General features: G+C 72.5%; 16 protein-coding genes and 2 tRNA genes. 12 read left to right on the plus strand and 6 right to left on the minus strand.

All coding sequences use genetic code 11. The features are described from left to right. Positions 1–192 precede the first annotated feature (192 nt). From ACIRVF_RS13120 to ACIRVF_RS13130, 3 genes are all read left to right on the plus strand, one after another. Positions 193–1290 (plus strand): chorismate-binding protein, encoded by a 1098-nt coding sequence (locus tag ACIRVF_RS13120; RefSeq protein ID WP_402816371.1) that lies wholly within the window; start codon positions 193–195, stop codon positions 1288–1290. Between the two features lie 11 nt (positions 1291–1301). Further along, a complete protein-coding gene (locus ACIRVF_RS13125; protein WP_402816372.1) occupies positions 1302–2132 on the plus strand; it encodes an aminotransferase class IV in 831 nt (276 codons plus the stop codon). Between the two features lie 80 nt (positions 2133–2212). Next, the gene (locus ACIRVF_RS13130; protein ID WP_402816373.1) at positions 2213–3070 is read left to right on the plus strand and encodes a GNAT family N-acetyltransferase; all 858 of its coding nucleotides are present in this window, start codon (positions 2213–2215) and stop codon (positions 3068–3070) included. A 28-nt stretch (positions 3071–3098) separates the two neighbouring features. Here the strand turns inward: ACIRVF_RS13130 and ACIRVF_RS13135 are convergent, their stop codons facing one another. Beyond that, entirely contained in the window at positions 3099–3599 is a 501-nt protein-coding gene (locus ACIRVF_RS13135) for a DsbA family protein (RefSeq protein WP_402816374.1), read from the minus strand. A gap of 110 nt (positions 3600–3709) precedes the next feature. Here ACIRVF_RS13135 and ACIRVF_RS13140 point away from each other — a divergent pair, with 110 nt between their 5' ends. Then, the gene (locus ACIRVF_RS13140; protein ID WP_402816375.1) at positions 3710–4174 is read left to right on the plus strand and encodes a hypothetical protein; all 465 of its coding nucleotides are present in this window, start codon (positions 3710–3712) and stop codon (positions 4172–4174) included. Between the two features lie 55 nt (positions 4175–4229). On the opposite strand, the gene ACIRVF_RS13145 is transcribed toward ACIRVF_RS13140, so the two are convergent. After that, a complete protein-coding gene (locus ACIRVF_RS13145) occupies positions 4230–4799 on the minus strand; it encodes a CGNR zinc finger domain-containing protein (protein ID WP_402816376.1) in 570 nt (189 codons plus the stop codon). Between the two features lie 405 nt (positions 4800–5204). Beyond that, a complete protein-coding gene (locus tag ACIRVF_RS13150; RefSeq protein WP_030056266.1) occupies positions 5205–5618 on the minus strand; it encodes an SsgA family sporulation/cell division regulator in 414 nt (137 codons plus the stop codon). Between the two features lie 430 nt (positions 5619–6048). On the opposite strand from ACIRVF_RS13150, the gene ACIRVF_RS13155 reads away from it, so the two are divergent. Both ACIRVF_RS13155 and ACIRVF_RS13160 read left to right on the plus strand, forming a co-directional pair. Then, positions 6049–6120, plus strand: a tRNA-Val gene (locus tag ACIRVF_RS13155). A 212-nt stretch (positions 6121–6332) separates the two neighbouring features. Continuing rightward, a tRNA-Val gene (locus tag ACIRVF_RS13160) sits at positions 6333–6404 on the plus strand. 60 nt (positions 6405–6464) lie between these two features. Here ACIRVF_RS13160 and ACIRVF_RS13165 read toward each other — a convergent pair. Beyond that, positions 6465–7232, minus strand: a complete 768-nt coding sequence (locus tag ACIRVF_RS13165; protein ID WP_402816377.1) for a 3'-5' exonuclease — start codon at positions 7230–7232, stop codon at positions 6465–6467. A gap of 150 nt (positions 7233–7382) precedes the next feature. On the opposite strand from ACIRVF_RS13165, the gene ACIRVF_RS13170 reads away from it, so the two are divergent. The 4 genes from ACIRVF_RS13170 to ACIRVF_RS13185 all read left to right on the plus strand — a co-directional run bounded on the left by ACIRVF_RS13170 (position 7383) and on the right by ACIRVF_RS13185 (position 11845). Beyond that, positions 7383–7937 carry a DUF4365 domain-containing protein gene (locus ACIRVF_RS13170; protein ID WP_402816378.1) on the plus strand — a complete coding sequence of 185 codons (555 nt, stop codon included), beginning with the start codon at positions 7383–7385 and terminating at the stop codon, positions 7935–7937. Between the two features lie 32 nt (positions 7938–7969). Further along, entirely contained in the window at positions 7970–9136 is a 1167-nt protein-coding gene (locus ACIRVF_RS13175) for a hypothetical protein (RefSeq protein WP_402816379.1), read from the plus strand. An 87-nt stretch (positions 9137–9223) separates the two neighbouring features. Next, entirely contained in the window at positions 9224–11203 is a 1980-nt protein-coding gene (thrS, locus tag ACIRVF_RS13180; RefSeq protein WP_402816380.1) for a threonine--tRNA ligase, read from the plus strand. A gap of 81 nt (positions 11204–11284) precedes the next feature. Beyond that, entirely contained in the window at positions 11285–11845 is a 561-nt protein-coding gene (locus tag ACIRVF_RS13185; protein ID WP_030286330.1) for an HIT domain-containing protein, read from the plus strand. Positions 11846–11917: 72 nt separating this feature from the next. Here the strand turns inward: ACIRVF_RS13185 and ACIRVF_RS13190 are convergent, their stop codons facing one another. Then, positions 11918–13564, minus strand: coding sequence for a hypothetical protein (locus ACIRVF_RS13190; RefSeq protein WP_402816381.1), 1647 nt, complete (start codon positions 13562–13564; stop codon positions 11918–11920). A gap of 214 nt (positions 13565–13778) precedes the next feature. Here ACIRVF_RS13190 and ACIRVF_RS13195 point away from each other — a divergent pair, with 214 nt between their 5' ends. Next, a complete protein-coding gene (locus tag ACIRVF_RS13195) occupies positions 13779–14207 on the plus strand; it encodes a thiol-disulfide oxidoreductase DCC family protein (protein ID WP_402816382.1) in 429 nt (142 codons plus the stop codon). On the opposite strand, the gene ACIRVF_RS13200 is transcribed toward ACIRVF_RS13195, so the two are convergent. After that, positions 14195–16243, minus strand: a complete 2049-nt coding sequence (locus ACIRVF_RS13200; protein ID WP_402816383.1) for an elongation factor G-like protein EF-G2 — start codon at positions 16241–16243, stop codon at positions 14195–14197. The genes ACIRVF_RS13195 and ACIRVF_RS13200 overlap by 13 nt on opposite strands. A 243-nt stretch (positions 16244–16486) precedes the next feature. Here ACIRVF_RS13200 and pgsA point away from each other — a divergent pair, with 243 nt between their 5' ends. After that, positions 16487–17134, plus strand: a complete 648-nt coding sequence (pgsA, locus tag ACIRVF_RS13205) for a phosphatidylinositol phosphate synthase (protein WP_030286338.1) — start codon at positions 16487–16489, stop codon at positions 17132–17134. Positions 17135–17145: the final 11 nt, after the last annotated feature.

Below are 17145 nucleotides of genomic sequence, written 5' to 3' on the forward strand. Positions count from 1 at the left end.
CTTCGGGCCGGTCACCGACCACCACCTGCGGCGCTCCCGGACGATCATCCGCAGGTCACCGGGCGCACACCCGCCCGACGCACTCAGCTGCTCGTACGCGGGGGCGCGGGAGGCTCCGCGCCCGACCGCAGCCGCGCCCCCCGACCTACACTTCAGGCACCGCCGCTCAGCACCACCCCGCGCAGGAGAACCGTGTCCGGCCACCCCGACCCCCGCACCCCGCTCGCCCGCTTCGGAGGCCGCGTGGCCACCGGGCTGCGCGACGTCACCTCGGATCCGGCCGCGCTCGAATCCTCCGGCTACTGGGCCGTCGCCCACGACTTCGAGGGCCGGCTCACCTGCGCCCGCTTCGACGACGTCCGCCCCGCCCCCGCCCCACCCTCGGGCGCCGGCTGGCACGGCCCGGACGCCGGCAGCTGGCACAGCTCCCTCGACCGCGCCGCCTACACCGCGGGCGTACGCCGCATCCGCGAGCACATAGCCGCCGGCGAGGTCTACCAGGCCAACCTCTGCCGAGTGCTGTCCGCGCCGCTGCCCGACCCCGACCGCAGCGACATCGACGCCCTCACCGGCCTCCTCGCCCACGGCAACCCCGCTCCGTACGCCGGAACCATCCGCCTGCCCGAGCACGGCGTCGAGATCGCCACCGCCTCCCCCGAGCTCTACCTGCGCCGCAGCGGACGCACCGTTTCCTCCGGTCCGATCAAGGGCACCGGCCGCACCGAGGACGACCTCCTCGACAAGGACCACGCCGAGAACGTGATGATCGTCGACCTGGTCCGCAACGACCTCGGCCGGGTCTGCGAGACCGGCAGCGTCACCGTCCCCGACCTCTGCGTCGTCGAGAAACACCCCGGCCTGGTCCACCTGGTCTCCACGGTCGAGGGCACCCTGCGCGAGGGCGCCGGCTGGGCCGAACTGCTCGCCGCCACCTTCCCGCCCGGCTCGGTCACCGGCGCCCCCAAGTCCAGCGCCCTGCGGATCATCGACGCCCTGGAGACCGCCCCCCGCGGCCCTTACTGCGGCGCCGTCGGCTGGGTCGACGCCGACCGGGGCGAAGGCGAACTCGCCGTCGGCATCCGCACCTTCTGGCTCGACCGGCAGGACCCGCAGGCACCCGTCCTGCGCTTCGGCACCGGCGCCGGCATCACCTGGGGCTCCGACCCCGAGCGCGAATGGGCGGAAACCGAACTGAAGGCCGCCCGCCTGGTCGCGATAGCGTCGGGCAGCGAAACCGGCAGTGACACCGACACCGACACCGGCACCGACCACGAGCCGCACCGCGCCTAGGAGCAGACCCGATGCACAACCGCACCACGAGCTGGGTCAACGGCACCCTCGTCGACTCCGCCGAGGCCGTCGTCTCGGTCCTCGACCACGGCCTCACCACCGGCGACGGCGTCTTCGAGACCCTGAAGGCCGTCGACGGCCGCGCCTTCGCGGTCACCCGCCACCTCGACCGGCTCACCCGCTCCGCGCGCGGCCTCGGCCTTCCCGACCCCGACCACGACCTGGTCCGCGAGGCCTGCGCCCAGGTCCTCGCCGCCAACCCGACCCCGCTCGGCCGCCTGCGCGTCACCTACACCGGAGGCAACGCCCCGCTCGGCTCCGAGCGCGGCACCACCGGCCCCACCCTGGTCGTCGCCCTCGGTGCCATCAACCGCCGCCCCGACGAGACCGCCGTCTCCGTCGTCCCCTGGCGCCGCAACGAACACAGCGCCGTCGCCGGCCTCAAGACCACCTCCTACGCCGAGAACGTCGTCGCCCTCGCCGCCGCCCACCGTGCCGGCGCCTCCGAGGCACTGTTCGCCAACACCGCCGGCCGACTCTGCGAAGGCACCGGCTCCAACGTCTTCGTGGTCATCGGCGGCCGCCTGCTCACCCCCACCCTCGCCTCCGGGTGCCTGGCCGGCATCACCCGGCAGCTGGTCATCGACTGGTGCGGCGCCGAGGAGGCCGACCTCCCGCTCGGCGCCCTCCAGGACGCCGACGAGATCTTCCTGACCTCCACCACCCGCGACGTCCAGGCCGTCACCCGCGTCGACGACCGCGAACTGCCCGGCACCGGCCCGGTCACCGCCAAGGCCATGACCGTCTTCGCCGAGCGCAGCGGCGACGACCTCGACCCCTGATCCCACCCCCGGGCCGGCGCCCCGGGCAGACGCCACGGGCGGCGCGGATAACCTTCCCGGCGAGGGGAAGGGACCACCACATGACCACCACGCTGCGCCCCGAGGGCCCGGAGACACCCACCACGGCCGGCGGCCGCACCAGACGCTGGCGGATCCTCACCAACGGCCACCAGGTCGGCGCGCTTCGCACCACCGCCACCCGCCACGGCAGCCAACTGTGGGGTGAGATATCGGAGTTGGAGATCACCGAGGGCCGCGGCCGGGGCCGCGGCACCTTCGGCGCGCTGGCAGCGGAGGAAGTGCTTCGCACCTGGGGCTGCGCCCGGGTGGACGTGGTCGTCCCCGAGTCCGCCCGGGCCGCCCGCGGGCTCGCCGCCACCCTCGGCTACACCGAGCGGATGCGGAACCTGGGCAAGCGCCTGACCGCCGTCCCGCCCCTGCCCGACGGCGTCACCGTCCGCCCGATCGGCGCCGGGGAGTTCCCGTCCTGGCTGGACCGGTCGGCCCGGGAGTACGTCCGCTCGCTGACGGCCTCCGGCCTCACCGAGGACCAGGCCCGGGCCAAATCGGCCCTGGACCACCGCAGCGTCCTCCAGCAGGGCGCCGACACCCCCGGCGTCGCCCTGCGCCACCTCTACCCGGCGGACGGCGACGACCGGGCGGCCGCGGAACCGCTCGGCTCGCTCTGGGTGGACCTCCACCTGCGCGACCTGCCGGACGGCACCCCGCTCGCCTGGGTCATGGTGGTCGAGGTGTCCCCGGCCCACCGGGGCCGGGGACACGGCCGCACCCTGATGCTGCTCGCCGAACGCGAGTGCCTGGCCGCCGGAGTGCGCGAACTCGGCCTGAACGTCTTCTCCGGCAACGAGGTCGCCCTGCGGCTCTACGCCTCGCTCGGCTACCGGGTGGTCAACCGCTGCTACGGCAAGCAGCTGTGAGGAGTTGACGCGCCGTCAGTGCACGGAGTCAGGACGCCCGGGCCGCCTCGATGACGGCGACGATCCGCTCGCGCAGCCCCTCCTGGCTCTTCCCGCCGTCCAGTCGCTGCCCACCGATCACGTACGTCGGCGTGCCCGTGACCCCGATCGCCTTGCCCTCGGCCTGGTCGGCGTCCACGGTCAGCATGTGCCGGCCGTCGACCAGTGCGGTGTCGACCTCCTCGACGTCCGCCCCGACCTCCCGGGCCACCTCCAGCAGCACCTGCTGCCCCCGCGCGTCCAGGTCCTCGACCCGGGCCAGCAGCGCCTCCACGAACGGCCACCCCAGTCCCTGGTCGAACGCCTCCTCGGCCGCCTCCGCCGCGGCGTAGGCGTGCTTGTGCTTCTCCAGCGGGAAGTGCCGCAGCTCAACGGCGAGCGCGTCCCCGTACTGCGCGCGCAGCGCCCGTACGTCGTCCAGCGCGGTACGGCAGTCCGGGCACTGGAGGTCGCACCAGAACTCAAGGCGGGGGAGGGAACCATCGATCATCCCCCCAGTGTTCCACTAGTGGGTGCCCGCTCCCGCCCGGCGGTGCGCCCGAGGCGGACCGACAGGGAGGCACCGATGACCAGGACGATCGGAAGCGAAGGGGCCCACTCGTGCTGACCGCCGCGATCAGTTTCCTCCTCACGGCCGGCGGGGTGGCCGTCGCCGGCCTGCGTGCCTGGCGGCGACGGTTCCTCTCGGCCACCCGCTGGTTCGCGGTGGCGCTGCTGCCCGCCGGCCTCTACCTGACCGGGCTGTTCCCGCTGGCGAGCACCATCGGCCGGGAGTTCGCCGACTGGGCGGCCAAGCTGGTCCTCGACCCGCGGGTGTGGGCCGGCATCGTGTTGCTCGGCGTCTCCGCCGCCCTGCTGGTGACCACCCGCTGGGTGGGCCGCCGGGGCGCCGTGGAGGCCCCGGCGGAGCGTCCGGCCGCCGCCGGAGCGGCCCCCGAGCGCCCCGCCGTGGCCCCGGCCGGCCAGGCGCCCAAGACGCCCGGGAAGCAGCAGAAGGGCAAGCGGGACGACGGTCTCGGCGACTTCGCCGACATCGAGGAGATCCTCCGCAAGCGCGGCATCTGAGCGGCGGGCCCGCAGGCCCGCGGACGAACGGGTACGCGGCACACGGCGGAGGCCGTCAGGCGGAGGCGACGGCCTCCGCCGACCGCTGCCGCGCCCGGTAGGCGGCGACGTGCAGCCGGTTGCCGCAGGTACGGCTGTCGCAGTAGCGCCGCGAGCGGTTCCGGGAGAGGTCCACGAAGACCCGCGCGCAGTCCGGCGCCTCGCACCTGCGCAGCCGCTCCCGCTCGCCGGCCATCAGGATGAAGGTCAGCGCCATGCCCAGTTCGGCCGCCAGGTGGGGCCCGAGCGCGGCGTGCGGCGCGAAGTAGTGGATGTGCCAGTCGTGGTGGTCGTGGTTGACCAGCCGGGGCGTCGTCCCGGCGGCGGCGACGATCGCGTTGACCAGTTCGGCGGCCTCTTCGGTGGACTCGGTCCCGAACACGTCCCGCAGCCGGGTGCGCAGCTCCTGCACCTGGCGCAGGTCGTCCTCGGTGAGCGAGTCGATCTCGCTGATCTCCTGGCGGCTCACGAAGGCGCCCAGTGCGGCGACGTCCGGCAGCCGCTCGTCGCCGCACACCTCGGGCGCGGTGTTGAGCAGATCGACGAGGATGCTCAGCGCGCACTCGGTGTCATGGGTGATCAGCACGTTGGGACTCCTCGCGCAGGGGGACTCCGGTACCCCGCGTCCACGGTTACCCCAGACCATACCGGCCCTTGGGGCGTAAGGGCGGCGCGTTCGTTCGAAGGCGTGTACGTATCCCGGCAGAGTGTCCCAAAGCGATCGCCGGACCCCGTTCCGGCCCCGCCGTACGGCCCTGGGCACGACGGAGGCACCCGGCAACGAGGCCGGCCACCCGTACGGATGGCCGGCTCCGGTGCCGGGCGCCTGCGGTGCTGTCGGCCCGCTCCGGTGGGAGCGGGCCGTCCACCGGCCCCCGAGGCCGCGTCGTGCGCGGCTGAGTCCGCTGCCGTGCCCCCGAGTAGGACGGCTGCGATGACGGCAGGGAGTACGGCCCCGCCGACAGCGGGGCTGGACCGCCTACGGTCGGGGTCAGCTTTCGGCGAGGATGTGGGACAGCTCCCGGTCGAGGTCGAAGTGACGGTGTTCGGTGCCGGGGGGCACCGCGGCGTCCGTCCGCTTGAGGAACGACTCAAGCGCCCGGGCCGGGGCCTCCAGCAGGGCTTCTCCTTCCGGAGAGCTCAGTGCGATGCAGACCACCCCTTGCCCGTGGCTGCGCGACGGCCACACCCGGACGTCGCCGGTACCAGTGGGTCGGTGCAGCCCCTCCGCGAGGAGATCTCGGGCGAACACCCACTCCACGGTCTCGTCGGCGCCCGTGTGGAACGTGGCGTGCACGGCATAGGGGTCGGCGGTGTCGTAGCGCAGGCCCGCGGGGACGGGCAGTGAGGACTCGCTGGACACGATGAGGCGCAGGTGCAGCTCGCAGCTGACCGTGGTGTTCATAAGCGCCATGGCCTTTCGCTCAGTGTGCGCTCGGGGAATCGCACGTCGGCGAACGGACCATCCCACCCCCAAGACCGATGTAAACCCCTCTGTCCCGATTCGGGCGCGAGTCGTACCCCTTACGGCGCATTGCGGAATCGTCACGGAGTACCCGCCCGGGGCATTACCGGCGGTTCTTCTCGGCCGGGATTCCGGGCCGCTCCGTACCCGGTCGGTACGGAGCGCCGAGCGGGCCGGGAACAGGGGAGCGGGTGGTGCGGCCGGGACCGACGAGTCGTGCGCGCGGACGGGAGGCGGGGGTACGGGCCGGGGGCCCCTGGGCGCCGGGGCCGGCCCGGGCGGGTGCCGCCCGGGCGCCCGGGGCGGGGTCGGTCGGCGGGCGGGGTGTTCGGAGCACCCTCCGGGATGCGGTAATGTTTTCCCTGCACCCGGGCGATTAGCTCAGCGGGAGAGCACTTCGTTCACACCGAAGGGGTCACTGGTTCGATCCCAGTATCGCCCACCGGAATGCATTGTGATATGTGAGGCCCAGTCGATTATCGGCTGGGCCTCACATGTATTTCCGGAATGTCCGCCGAAGTGCCGGCCGCAAATCCGGCTGAGGCTCAGTCACCTTCCGCGCGGAGCGCGAGTTCTGTGGATCCGTCGGCCGTACCCCGGAAGAGCGAGTTGTACGACCGCCCCCGAATGGTGCTACAGTTCTTCTCGTTGCCCGGGCGATTAGCTCAGCGGGAGAGCACTTCGTTCACACCGAAGGGGTCACTGGTTCGATCCCAGTATCGCCCACCGGACAGCACGCAGGCCCCGACCAGGAAACCGGTCGGGGCCTGCGGCGTTCCCCGGGGCCTAGGCCGCCGCCTGGCACCCGTGCTCCGGCTCCAGCCGGCGGCCGCACACGCACCGGGCCGGCCGCAGCGGCCAGGACAGGTCCACCCGCTCCGGCGTCCCCGACCGGTCGAACCAGGCCTGCAGCCCGCGCGCCTGCGCCGCGTGCCAGACCGCCTGCCGCAGGTGCAGTTCCGCCGCCGACAGCCCGCCCAGCGCCGCCGGATAGCGGGCGCCTATTCGCCGGATCAGTGACATGGCCGCCGTCGCGTCCGCCGCCGCGTCGTGCGCCCCGCTGAGGTCCACCCCGTAGTGGGCGCACAGGTCGGTCAGCGTCCGGCGGCCCTTGCGGTAGCGGTCCACGTGCTTGTCCAGCACCCGCGGATCCAGTACCACCAGCCCGGCGCCCTCCAGCCCGGCGTTCAGCGTCAGCCCGTGGTGGCGGCGCAACTCCCGGTCCAGCAGCGTCAGGTCGTACGGCGCGTTCATCACCACCACCGGACGGCCGGCCCGTGCCTGGGCCGCCAGCGCCCGGGTGACCTCCGCCACCACCACCCGGGCCGGCCGGCCGTACGCCCGGACCCGCTCGTCGGTGATGCCGTGCACCGCCCGGGCCCCGTCCGGGATCGGCACGCCCGGATCGGCGAGCCAGGTGGTGGTCTGCGCCGGTGCGCCCGGGGCGAGTTGGACGACCAGGGCGGCGGAGACGATCCGATCGGTCTCCACGTCCACGCCGGTCGTCTCGGTGTCGAAGGAAGCGAGTGGGCCGGTGTACCAGTGCTGCTGCATGACTGCCCCTCAGGCGTGCGTTCCGCGCCCGGGTGATACCCGTTTCTGACGCCCGCTCAACCCGTTTGGCCCAGCCCCGACCGGGGATCCTGCCCACGACAGTCCCGTCCGAATCCGGACGGGCCCGGAGCCGGGGGAGGCCACGGGGCGATGGCACTGACCCAGCCGCAGCCCGACGGGGCGGCGGCCGCACTCAGGGGGAACCTCGCGGTCACCGCGTGCATGGAGACCCTGCAGGTCGGCTACCTGCACGCGGTCGCCGCCGCGGCCGGCTGCTCGCTCTCCCAACCGTTCCCGGACAACGGCATCGACTGGCAGGTCAGCCACGGTTCCCGGGAGCACGAGGTGGACGACGAGGTCACCATCAAGATCCAGCTCAAGGCGACCCAGCAGATCGCGCCCGACCCCGCCGGACCCTTCTTCAGCTTCACCCTCGACAACGACCACCTGCGCAAGCTCGCCCGCGCCCGGGTCGCCGTCCCGCGCATCCTGGTCGTGATGCTGCTGCCCCGCCGGGTCGACCACTGGCTCCGGGCCCGCCCGGACGCCCTCGAACTGCGGCACTGCTGCTACTGGGTCAACCTGGCCGGCCACCCCGTCACCGGGCAGCGGCGCACCAACGTCCGGGTGCCCACCGACAAGGTCTTCGACGACCGCGCCCTCTGCGACATCATGGCCCGGGTCGGCGCGGGCGACAGCCCGTGACCACCCGGCCCCGGCAGCGAGGAACCCCGCCCATGACCCTGCCGCACCGACCGGAGGGCCACGCCCCGGCCCTGCCCGACCCGGCCACCGTCGACCCCGCGGTGCTCGCCACCCTGCTCGCCCGGCACGGCTGGACCCGCCGCGGCGGACCCGCCGCCCGGTACGGCCGCTGGACCCCGCCCGACGGCGAACCCGGCACCAGCCTCCTCGTCCCCACCGCGGACGGCTTCGACGACGCCGTCGAGCTCCTCACCGACGCCGTCACCGCCCTCTCCCGCTCCCGCACCCCCTCCGCCCGCTCGATCCTGCTCGCCCTCGCCGTCCCCGGCGACGAGCTGAGCTGGCGCCGCGAACTGCCCGGCACCGCCGACGCCACCCCCTGGGACGACGCGGAAGTGCTCCAGCGGGCGGCCCGCGCGATGCTCGCCGCCGGGGCCAAGGCCGGCCGCGCCACCGCCGCCTACTACGGCGCCCGGCTGGACGGCCTCGCCGGGGACTTCCTCGACCGGGTCCTGCTCGTGGAACAGGGTGTCGTCGAACAGGGCGCGGCCCTCACCGCCTACACCCCCGCCCCCGATGGCCGGACCGCCGTCACCACACTCGTCCGCGCCCTGGAGGCGCTGCGCGACGCCGTCGACTACCGCCGGGTCAGCGGCGGGCCCGCGGCCTTCGAGAACGCCGTCGGCTCCGGGGTCAGCCGGGAACTCGTCCGGTCCGTCGAGGACCTGGTGCGCGGGGCCACCGCCGCCCGGCTCACCGTCGCCTGGTCGCCCGCCGCCGGAACCCCGGGCGGGTTCGGCGACCGCCGCATCGACCTCGACTTCTCGCCCGGCGACCTGCCCGCCCTCACCGAAGCCGCCGAACTGCTGGAACGGATCGAACCCGCCGTCGACGTCACCGTCCTCGCGGTGGTGGTCCGGCTCAAGCGCGCCGACCCCTCCGGACCGGGCTCGGTGCGGCTGCGGGTGCTCGACGGCGCCGACGTCCGCGAACTCAAGCTGCGCCTGCCCGACGCCGACTACCGGCTCGCCGCCGAGGCCCACCTCTCCGGCCTCCCGGTCCGGGTCTCCGGACGCCTGGAGCGGCGCGACGGATTCCGCCGGCTGACCCGGCCCCACGGCCTGGAGCTGTGCGGATGGGGGGAGGACGAGCGCGAGCGGCTGCTCAAGGGGCTCCAGGAAAGGGGAGAGCGGTCCTGAGTGCGCGGCGCGGGTGACGCTCTCGGTACCATCGTCACGCGCAGCGCAGTGTTGCGTCCTCTGAATCCAGCACGTCAGGAGAGACCGGTGACGGACGTCCGGGTAATCATCAGCCGCGAACCCGATCGGGAAGAGCGCGTGGTGACGACGGGCACTACGGCCGCCGAGCTCTTCGCCGACGACCGCTCGATCATCGCCGCCCGCGTCGGCGGCCAGCTCAAGGACCTCGCCTACGCCGTCCAGGACGGCGACGAGGTCGAGCCGGTCGCGATCGACAGCAAGGACGGCCTCGACATCCTGCGCCACTCCACGGCGCACGTCATGGCCCAGGCCGTGCAGCAGCTCTACCCCGAGGCCAAGCTCGGCATCGGCCCGCCGGTCAAGGACGGCTTCTACTACGACTTCGACGTCGAGAAGCCCTTCCACCCCGATGACCTCAAGGCCATCGAGAAGAAGATGCAGGAGATCATCAAGCGCGGGCAGAAGTTCTCCCGTCGCGTGGTCACCGACGAGGCCGCCCGCGAGGAGCTGGCCGCCGAGCCGTACAAGCTGGAGCTGATCGGCCTCAAGGGCTCCGCCGCGACCGCCGGCGAGGGCGCCGACGTCGAGGTCGGCGCCGGCGAGCTCACCATCTACGACAACCTGGACGCCAAGAGCGGCGAGCAGTGCTGGGGCGACCTCTGCCGCGGCCCGCACCTGCCCAGCACCCGCCACATCCCGGCGTTCAAGCTGATGCGCAACGCGGCCGCCTACTGGCGCGGCAGCGAGAAGAACCCGATGCTGCAGCGCATCTACGGCACCGCCTGGCCGACCAAGGACGAGCTCAAGGCCCACCTGGACTTCCTGGTCGAGGCCGAGAAGCGCGACCACCGCAAGCTCGGCAACGAGCTCGACCTCTTCTCCATCCCCGAGGAGATCGGCTCCGGCCTCGCCGTCTTCCACCCCAAGGGCGGCATCATCCGCCGCGCCATGGAGGACTACTCGCGCAAGCGGCACGAGGAAGAGGGCTACGAGTTCGTCTACACCCCGCACGCCACCAAGGGGAAGCTCTTCGAGAAGAGCGGCCACCTCGACTGGTACGCGGACGGCATGTACCCGCCCATGCAGCTCGACGAGGGCGTGGACTACTACCTCAAGCCGATGAACTGCCCGATGCACAACCTGATCTTCGACGCGCGCGGCCGCTCGTACCGTGAACTGCCGCTGCGCCTCTTCGAGTTCGGGACGGTGTACCGCTACGAGAAGTCGGGCGTCGTGCACGGTCTGACCCGTGCCCGCGGCTTCACCCAGGACGACGCCCACATCTACTGCACCCGCGAGCAGATGGCGGACGAGCTCGACTCGACGCTGACCTTCGTGCTCAACCTCCTCCGTGACTACGGTCTGACCGACTTCTACCTGGAGCTGTCGACCAAGGACCCGGAGAAGTTCGTCGGGACGGACGAGGCCTGGGAGGAGGCCACCCGCGTTCTCGCCTCGGTCGCCGAGAAGCAGGGGCTCCCGCTGGTGCCGGACCCGGGTGGCGCGGCCTTCTACGGCCCGAAGATCTCGGTGCAGGCCAAGGACGCCATCGGCCGCACCTGGCAGATGTCGACCATCCAGCTGGACTTCAACCTGCCCGAGCGCTTCGACCTGGAGTACACCGCCGCGGACGGTTCGCGTCAGCGGCCGGTCATGATCCACCGCGCGCTGTTCGGCTCGATCGAGCGCTTCTTCGCGGTGCTGCTGGAGCACTACGCCGGTGCCATGCCGCCGTGGCTGGCCCCGGTCACCGTGACCGGCATCCCGATCACCGACGAGCACGTGCCGTACCTGCTGGAGGTCGCGGCCGAACTCAGGAAGCACGGGATCCGGGTCGAGGTGGACACCTCGGACGACCGCATGCAGAAGAAGATCCGCAACGCGCAGAAGTCCAAGGTCCCGTACATGCTGATCGCCGGCAACGACGACGTCGAGGCGGGCGCGGTCTCCTTCCGCTACCGCAACGGCGAGCAGAAGAACGGCGTTCCGGTCGCGGATGCCGTCGCCGAGATCGTCGAGGCCGTGAACAACCGCGTCCAGGTGTGACGCCGTAGTCGGACGACCACGCGCGGGGCAGGCTCTTCAAGAGTCTGCCCCGCGCGGCTTTGCAAGCACGGCTGGGCGAATATGCTGATCAGCATGACGACTGAGCCGGAACTGCAGCGGGGTGTCGGTGAGCCGGACGGCTTCCGCCGCCTGTGGACCCCCCATCGGATGGCGTACATCCAGGGTGAGAACAAGCCCACCGGCCCGGCTCCGGACGACGGTTGTCCGTTCTGCTCGATCCCGTCGCTGAGCGACGAGGACGGGCTGGTCATCGCCCGGGGGAGCTCCGTGTTCGCGGTGCTGAACCTGTACCCGTACAACGGCGGGCACCTGATGGTGGTCCCGTACCGGCACGTCGCCGACTACACCGACCTCGACGAGGCGGAGACGGTCGAACTGGCGGACTTCACCAAGCGGGCGATGACCGCGCTGCGCGCGGCCTCGGGGGCGCACGGGTTCAACATCGGGATGAACCAGGGCGCTGCGGCCGGGGCCGGGATCGCGGCGCACCTGCACCAGCACGTGGTGCCGCGCTGGGGCGGGGACACCAACTTCATGCCGGTGGTCGGCCACACCAAGGTGCTGCCGCAGCTGCTGGCGGACACCCGCAAGATGCTGGCCGAGGTCTGGCCGCAGGGCTGAGCCCGCAGGACCGTACGAAGAGGGGCCTGCCACCGGCGAGTTCGGTGGCAGGCCCCTCTTCGTACGTCCGGATCAGCCGGCGTCGAACTGGTCGACCTTGTACGGGCGGCTGCCCTGCGCTTCGGACTTGATGATCGAGGTGCGGTTCTTGAAGAAGCGGTCGGCGTCCAGGTCGTGCTCCTGGAGGAACTCCAGGGTGGCGGTGTGCACCGCGTTGAGCACCGGCACGGAGGCGTTGAGCGCGTTGTCGACCATGGAGCGGTTGTTCCAGGCGGTGGCGACCCAGGCGTGCCGCAGCCCGAAGGGCTCGGGCAGCCCGAGGCCGCCGCCGAGCCAGCCGAGCAGGCCGGGCATCTTGTGGAAGGGGGCGCGGACGGCCTGGCGGACCACCTCGTCGTTGTCGATCAACGGCAGCTTGACGGTGCGCTCCTCCCAGAACTTCACCGTCTTGGGGATCGTCTTCTCCTTGTCCTTCGGCTTGTCGAAGAAGACGCCCTTGACCGGGCCGAGCGCGTAGCCGGCCACCGAGATGCTCAGCACGTTGGCGAGCAGGGTCACCGTCACGGTGAAGGTGATGACCAGCTTGCCGTCGTGGGTGATGAACTGGGTGGCCAGGTAGTGCCGGGGGCCGCCGGGGAAGGTCTGCTTGTCGGCGAGGCTCTGCACGGCGAAGTCGCGCATCCGCTCGCCGTCCATGTCGGCGCCGCCGGGGCGGCTGATCTCGTCCGCGCCCTCGCTGATGTCGAAGACCGCCCACTGCTTGATGGCGACGTTGGGGATGCCGCTGTTGGCGACGTGGCTGACGCCGAGGCCCTTGAGGTGGGCGGAGATCCGGCGGACCAGGTCCCAGGGGTGGAAGGCACGGAAGTCGACGTGGCCCTCGGCGGGGTGGAGGGTGTCGGCGAGGCGCCACTCGCCCCAGCGGCGGCCGGCGCCGAGGATGCCCTTGGGGCCGGCGTAGTGGTGGACGTTGGTCTCCTGTTCGGCGTCCAGGCGGCCGAGCTTGTCGCGCAGCTCGTTGGCCTTCTTGTCGAGGTCGTCGCGGGGGACGGCCTTGGCGACGGTGGCGGCGACGGCGCTGCCCTCGACCAGGTCCTGCCAGCGCGCCCGGAGGTCCTTGGCGGAGCGCTCGACGATGCGGCGGGCGAGGTACCAGCCGAGCACCGGGGCGAGCATGGTGATCCGCAGGTAGATGCCGAGGACGCCCTCCGCCGGGGGGCGGAGCAGCAGGAAGGCGGCGAGGACGGCGGCGGCGATGAGGGCGAGGGCGCCGTAGGTGTCGGCGCCGCGGGCGTTGTCCCGCTTGAGCCAGGCGCGCAGTTGGAAGGCGCCCAGCCAGATCAGGGTGCCGGGGAGGAACAGCAGGCCGGTGACGACGGAGACGGTGCTGAGCTGCCGGTCGCGGGCGTGGCGCAGTTCCTCGGCGGCCAGGCAGTGTTCGACGACCTGGCGGGTGTCCACGCCGAAGGACGGGACGAGGGGTTTGCGGTCGCCGCCGAGGGCGCGGGAGATCAGCGCCTTGCTGAAGGCCTCGCCGAGGTTGGGGCGGAAGAGGGCGAAGCGGCCCTTCTTCTCCTTGGCGTCGGTGACCTCGGCGACGAACGCGCCGACCTCTCCGTCGCGGTAGGCGGCCGAGGAGAGCGCCTGGGTGACGGCGGTCTGCGGGCCGGCGTCGGTCCGGGGTATCTGCGCACCCGGGGTCATGTCGAGTGTGGTCACGGTGGCGTCCCCTCCTCCCCTTGTCAGCGGCAGGTTATCGTGCCGTGGCACCCCCGCGCGGATGATCGTCCGAAGTACCGTGACGAACCGTCACGTTCCGGCCGCGCTCCGTCCGAGGGGCATGATGCCCGCTTTCGGTCGGGTCGATACCCGCCCGGGGCCGTCGGGCGGGGGTGGAGGAGGATGGGCGGTGGAATCGACGAAGGGGGTTACCGTGAAGGATCCGGTGCTGGTTTTCGACGGGGACTGCGCGTTCTGCTCGTCCTGCGTGCGCTGGGGGGAGAGGTACCTGCGGCAGACGCTGGCCTCGGGTGGCTGGGAGGCGGTGCCGTTCCAGTTCGCGGAGCTGGCGGAGCTGGACGCGCTGGCGGGTGGCCGGGGTGAGGTGTCGCCGGAGCGGGCCGAGCGCGAGGTGCTGTGGGTGACGCCGGCGGGCCGGGTGTACGGGGGCGCGCAGGCGGTTGCACGGCTGCTGATGCGCACCGGGGGCGCCTGGGCGTACCTGGGTGCGCTGTTGACGTTGGGGCCGGTGCGTCCGGTGGCGGGCGTGGTGTACCGCTGGGTCTCGCGCAACCGTCACCGGATGCCGGGGGGCACGGCCGCGTGTGCGCTGCCGCGGCGGGGGCCCGTTCAGTCGGTGTAGCGGTCGGCCAGGGCGGCGGGCATGGGTTCGTGGCGCAGGTAGGCGCGGGAGAACTCGGCGGTGCCGTGGGTGAGCGAGCGCAGGTCGACCGGGTAGCGGACGAGCTCGAGTTCCGGGACCTCGGCGCGCAGCAGGGTGACTCCCTGGCCGCCGGTCTCGGTGCCGAGGACACGGCCGCGGCGGGCGGAGAGGTCGCCGAGGACGGCGCCGAGGTACTCGTCGGGCAGCAGGATGCTGACGGCGGCGACGGGTTCGAGCAGGCGGATGACGGCGTGCTCGGCGGCGTCGCGCAGGGCGAGGGCGGCGGCGTTCTGGAAGGAGGCGTCGGAGGAGTCGACGGAGTGGGCCTTGCCGTCGGTGAGGGTGACCCGGACGTCGACGAGCGGGTGGCCGGTGGCGACGCCCTTGGCGAGTTGGGCGCGCACCCCCTTCTCGACGGAGGGGATGAAGTGCTTGGGGACGGCGCCGCCGACGACGTGTTCCTGGAACTCGAAGCCGGAGCCGGCCGGGAGGGGTTCGACTTCGAGGTCGCAGATGGCGTACTGGCCGTGGCCGCCGGACTGCTTGACGAGGCGGCCGTGGCCGGCGGCGGCGGTGCCGAAGGTCTCGCGCAGGGCGACCTTGGGTTCGACGGTGTCGACGTGGACGCCGTGGCGGGTGCGCAGCCGGTCGAGGACGACCTCGGCGTGGGCCTCGCCCGTGCACCAGAGGACGAGCTGGTGGGTGTCCGGGTTCTGTTCGAGGCGCAGGGCCGGGTCTTCGGCGCCGAGCCGGGTGAGGGCCTGGGAGAGCTTGTCGTCATCGGCCTTGCTGTGGGCTTCGACGGCGATCGGGAGCAGGGGTTCGGGGAGGGTCCAGGCGTCGAGTTCGACGGGGTGGCCGGGGTCGTGGACGGTGTCGCCGGCCCGGGCGGTGGTGAGTTTGGCGGCGCAGACGAGGTCGCCGGCGACGGCGTGCGGGACGGGGCGCTGGAGTTTGCCGAAGGGGCTGGTGAGCCCGGTGACGCGTTCGTCGCCGTTCTGGTCGGCGGTGTGGGCGGGCCCGACCAGGTGGATCTTGGTGTCGGGGCGCAGGGTGCCGGCGTACAGGCGCAGCAGGCTGATCCGGCCGACGTAGGCGTCGCCGGTGACGCGGACGACCTGGGCGGCGAGCGGGGCGTCGGGGTCGCAGGCCGGCGCGGGGCGGGTGCGTTCCGTGGGGTTGGGGAAGGTGTGGGCGATCAGGTCGAGGAGTTCGGCGGCGCCGAGGCCGTTCTCGCTGGTGGGGACCGCGGGGTGGAGGGCGCAGGAGAGGACTTCGCGGCGCATTCCGGCTTCGAGGGCCTCCGTGTCGAGGGGGTCGCCGGAGAGGTAGCGCTCCATGAGGGTGTCGTCCTGGCCGGAGATGGCCTCGACGAGGCTGTCGTGGGCGGGGGCGGTGTCGGGCAGGGGGGCGGCGTCGCCGTAGGTGTCGCCGGTGAGGAGGTCGACGCTGCCGTCGGGGTGTCCGTCGTGGAGGACGGGCAGGAAGAGCGGGCGCAGGGTGTCCGGGCCCAGTTCGAAGGCGTCGTGGCAGGCGGTGAGGATGTCGTCGAAGCCGGTGCGGGCGAGGTCGAGTTTGGCGACGGCGACGGCGCGGGGGATGCCCTCGGCGGCGCACTCGCGCCAGAGGGCGCGGGTGGGGGCGGTGACCGGGTCGGTGGCGGAGACGACGAAGACGGCGGCGTCGGCGGCGTGCAGGGCGGCGTGCAGGTCGGCGGCGAAGTCGGGGTGGCCGGGCGGGTCGATCAGGTTGATCTTGACGCCCTTCCATTCGAGCGGGAGCAGGGACAGCTGGACGGAGCGCTGCTGCTGGTGCTCGATGTCCTCGTGGTCGGAGACGGTGGTGCCGTCGGTGACGCGTCCGGCGCGGCCGATGGCGCCGGCGGCGAGGGCGAGGGATTCGGCGAGCGTGGTCTTGCCCACACCGCTGGAGCCGATGAGGACGACGTTGCGCAGGTCCTGCGGGCCGGTGACGGCGGGCGCCTGGCCGGCTCGTGCGGTGCTGCGGTCGGGCATCGGGGTCTCCTCCCGTGGCGCCGAGGCTGTCTTTGGCAGTCTAGGGTCGGGTCCCGCCAGGCGCGTGTCGTGTGACCGTTCGTGTGTGGGCGGTGGCCGGGGTGCCGTCCGGCGGTGCGTGCGACGGAGGCCGTCCCGGGCGTGGCTACGATGGGTGCGCCGGGCGGGCTCATTCGTCCGGCCGTCTGCCGCCGTGTGCTGCGCCAGGCGGGTACCTGGGAGATCGGAGCGGCTGGGAAGGCCATGCTCAACAAATACGCGCGTGCCTTCTTCACACGTGTTCTGACCCCGTTCGCCGCGTTCCTGATCCGGTTGGGCGTGAGCCCGGACGCCGTGACGCTGATCGGCACCGCCGGTTCGGTGGCCGGTGCGCTGGTGTTCTTCCCGCGCGGGGAGTTCTTCTGGGGCACCATCACGATCACGCTGTTCATCTTCTCGGACCTGGTGGACGGGAACATGGCCCGTCAGCTGGGCCGGAGCAGCAAGTGGGGGGCGTTCCTGGACTCCACGCTGGACCGGGTCGCGGATGCGGCGATCTTCGGCGGCCTGGCGATGTGGTACGCGGGCAAGGGCGACAACAACCTGCTGTGCGCGGTGGCCATCTTCTGTCTGGCCAGTGGTCTGGTGGTGTCGTACACGAAGGCGCGGGCGGAGAGCCAGGGCCTGCCGTGCGACGTGTCGGGGCTGGTGGAGCGGGCCGAGCGGCTGGTGATCAGCCTGGTGGCGGCCGGGGTCGCGGGTCTGCACGAGTTCGGGGTGCCGTACGTGGAGTGGCTGCTGCCGGTGGCGCTGTGGCTGGTGGCGGCGGGCAGCCTGGTGACGGTGTTCCAGCGGATGCTGACCGTTCGCCGGGAGGCGTTCGAGGCCGACCGAGCGGCGGCCGGGAGTTGACGGGGGGCGTC

This window comes from Kitasatospora sp. NPDC101157 (assembly GCF_044768255.1).
Classification (GTDB): Bacteria; Actinomycetota; Actinomycetes; order Streptomycetales; family Streptomycetaceae; genus Kitasatospora.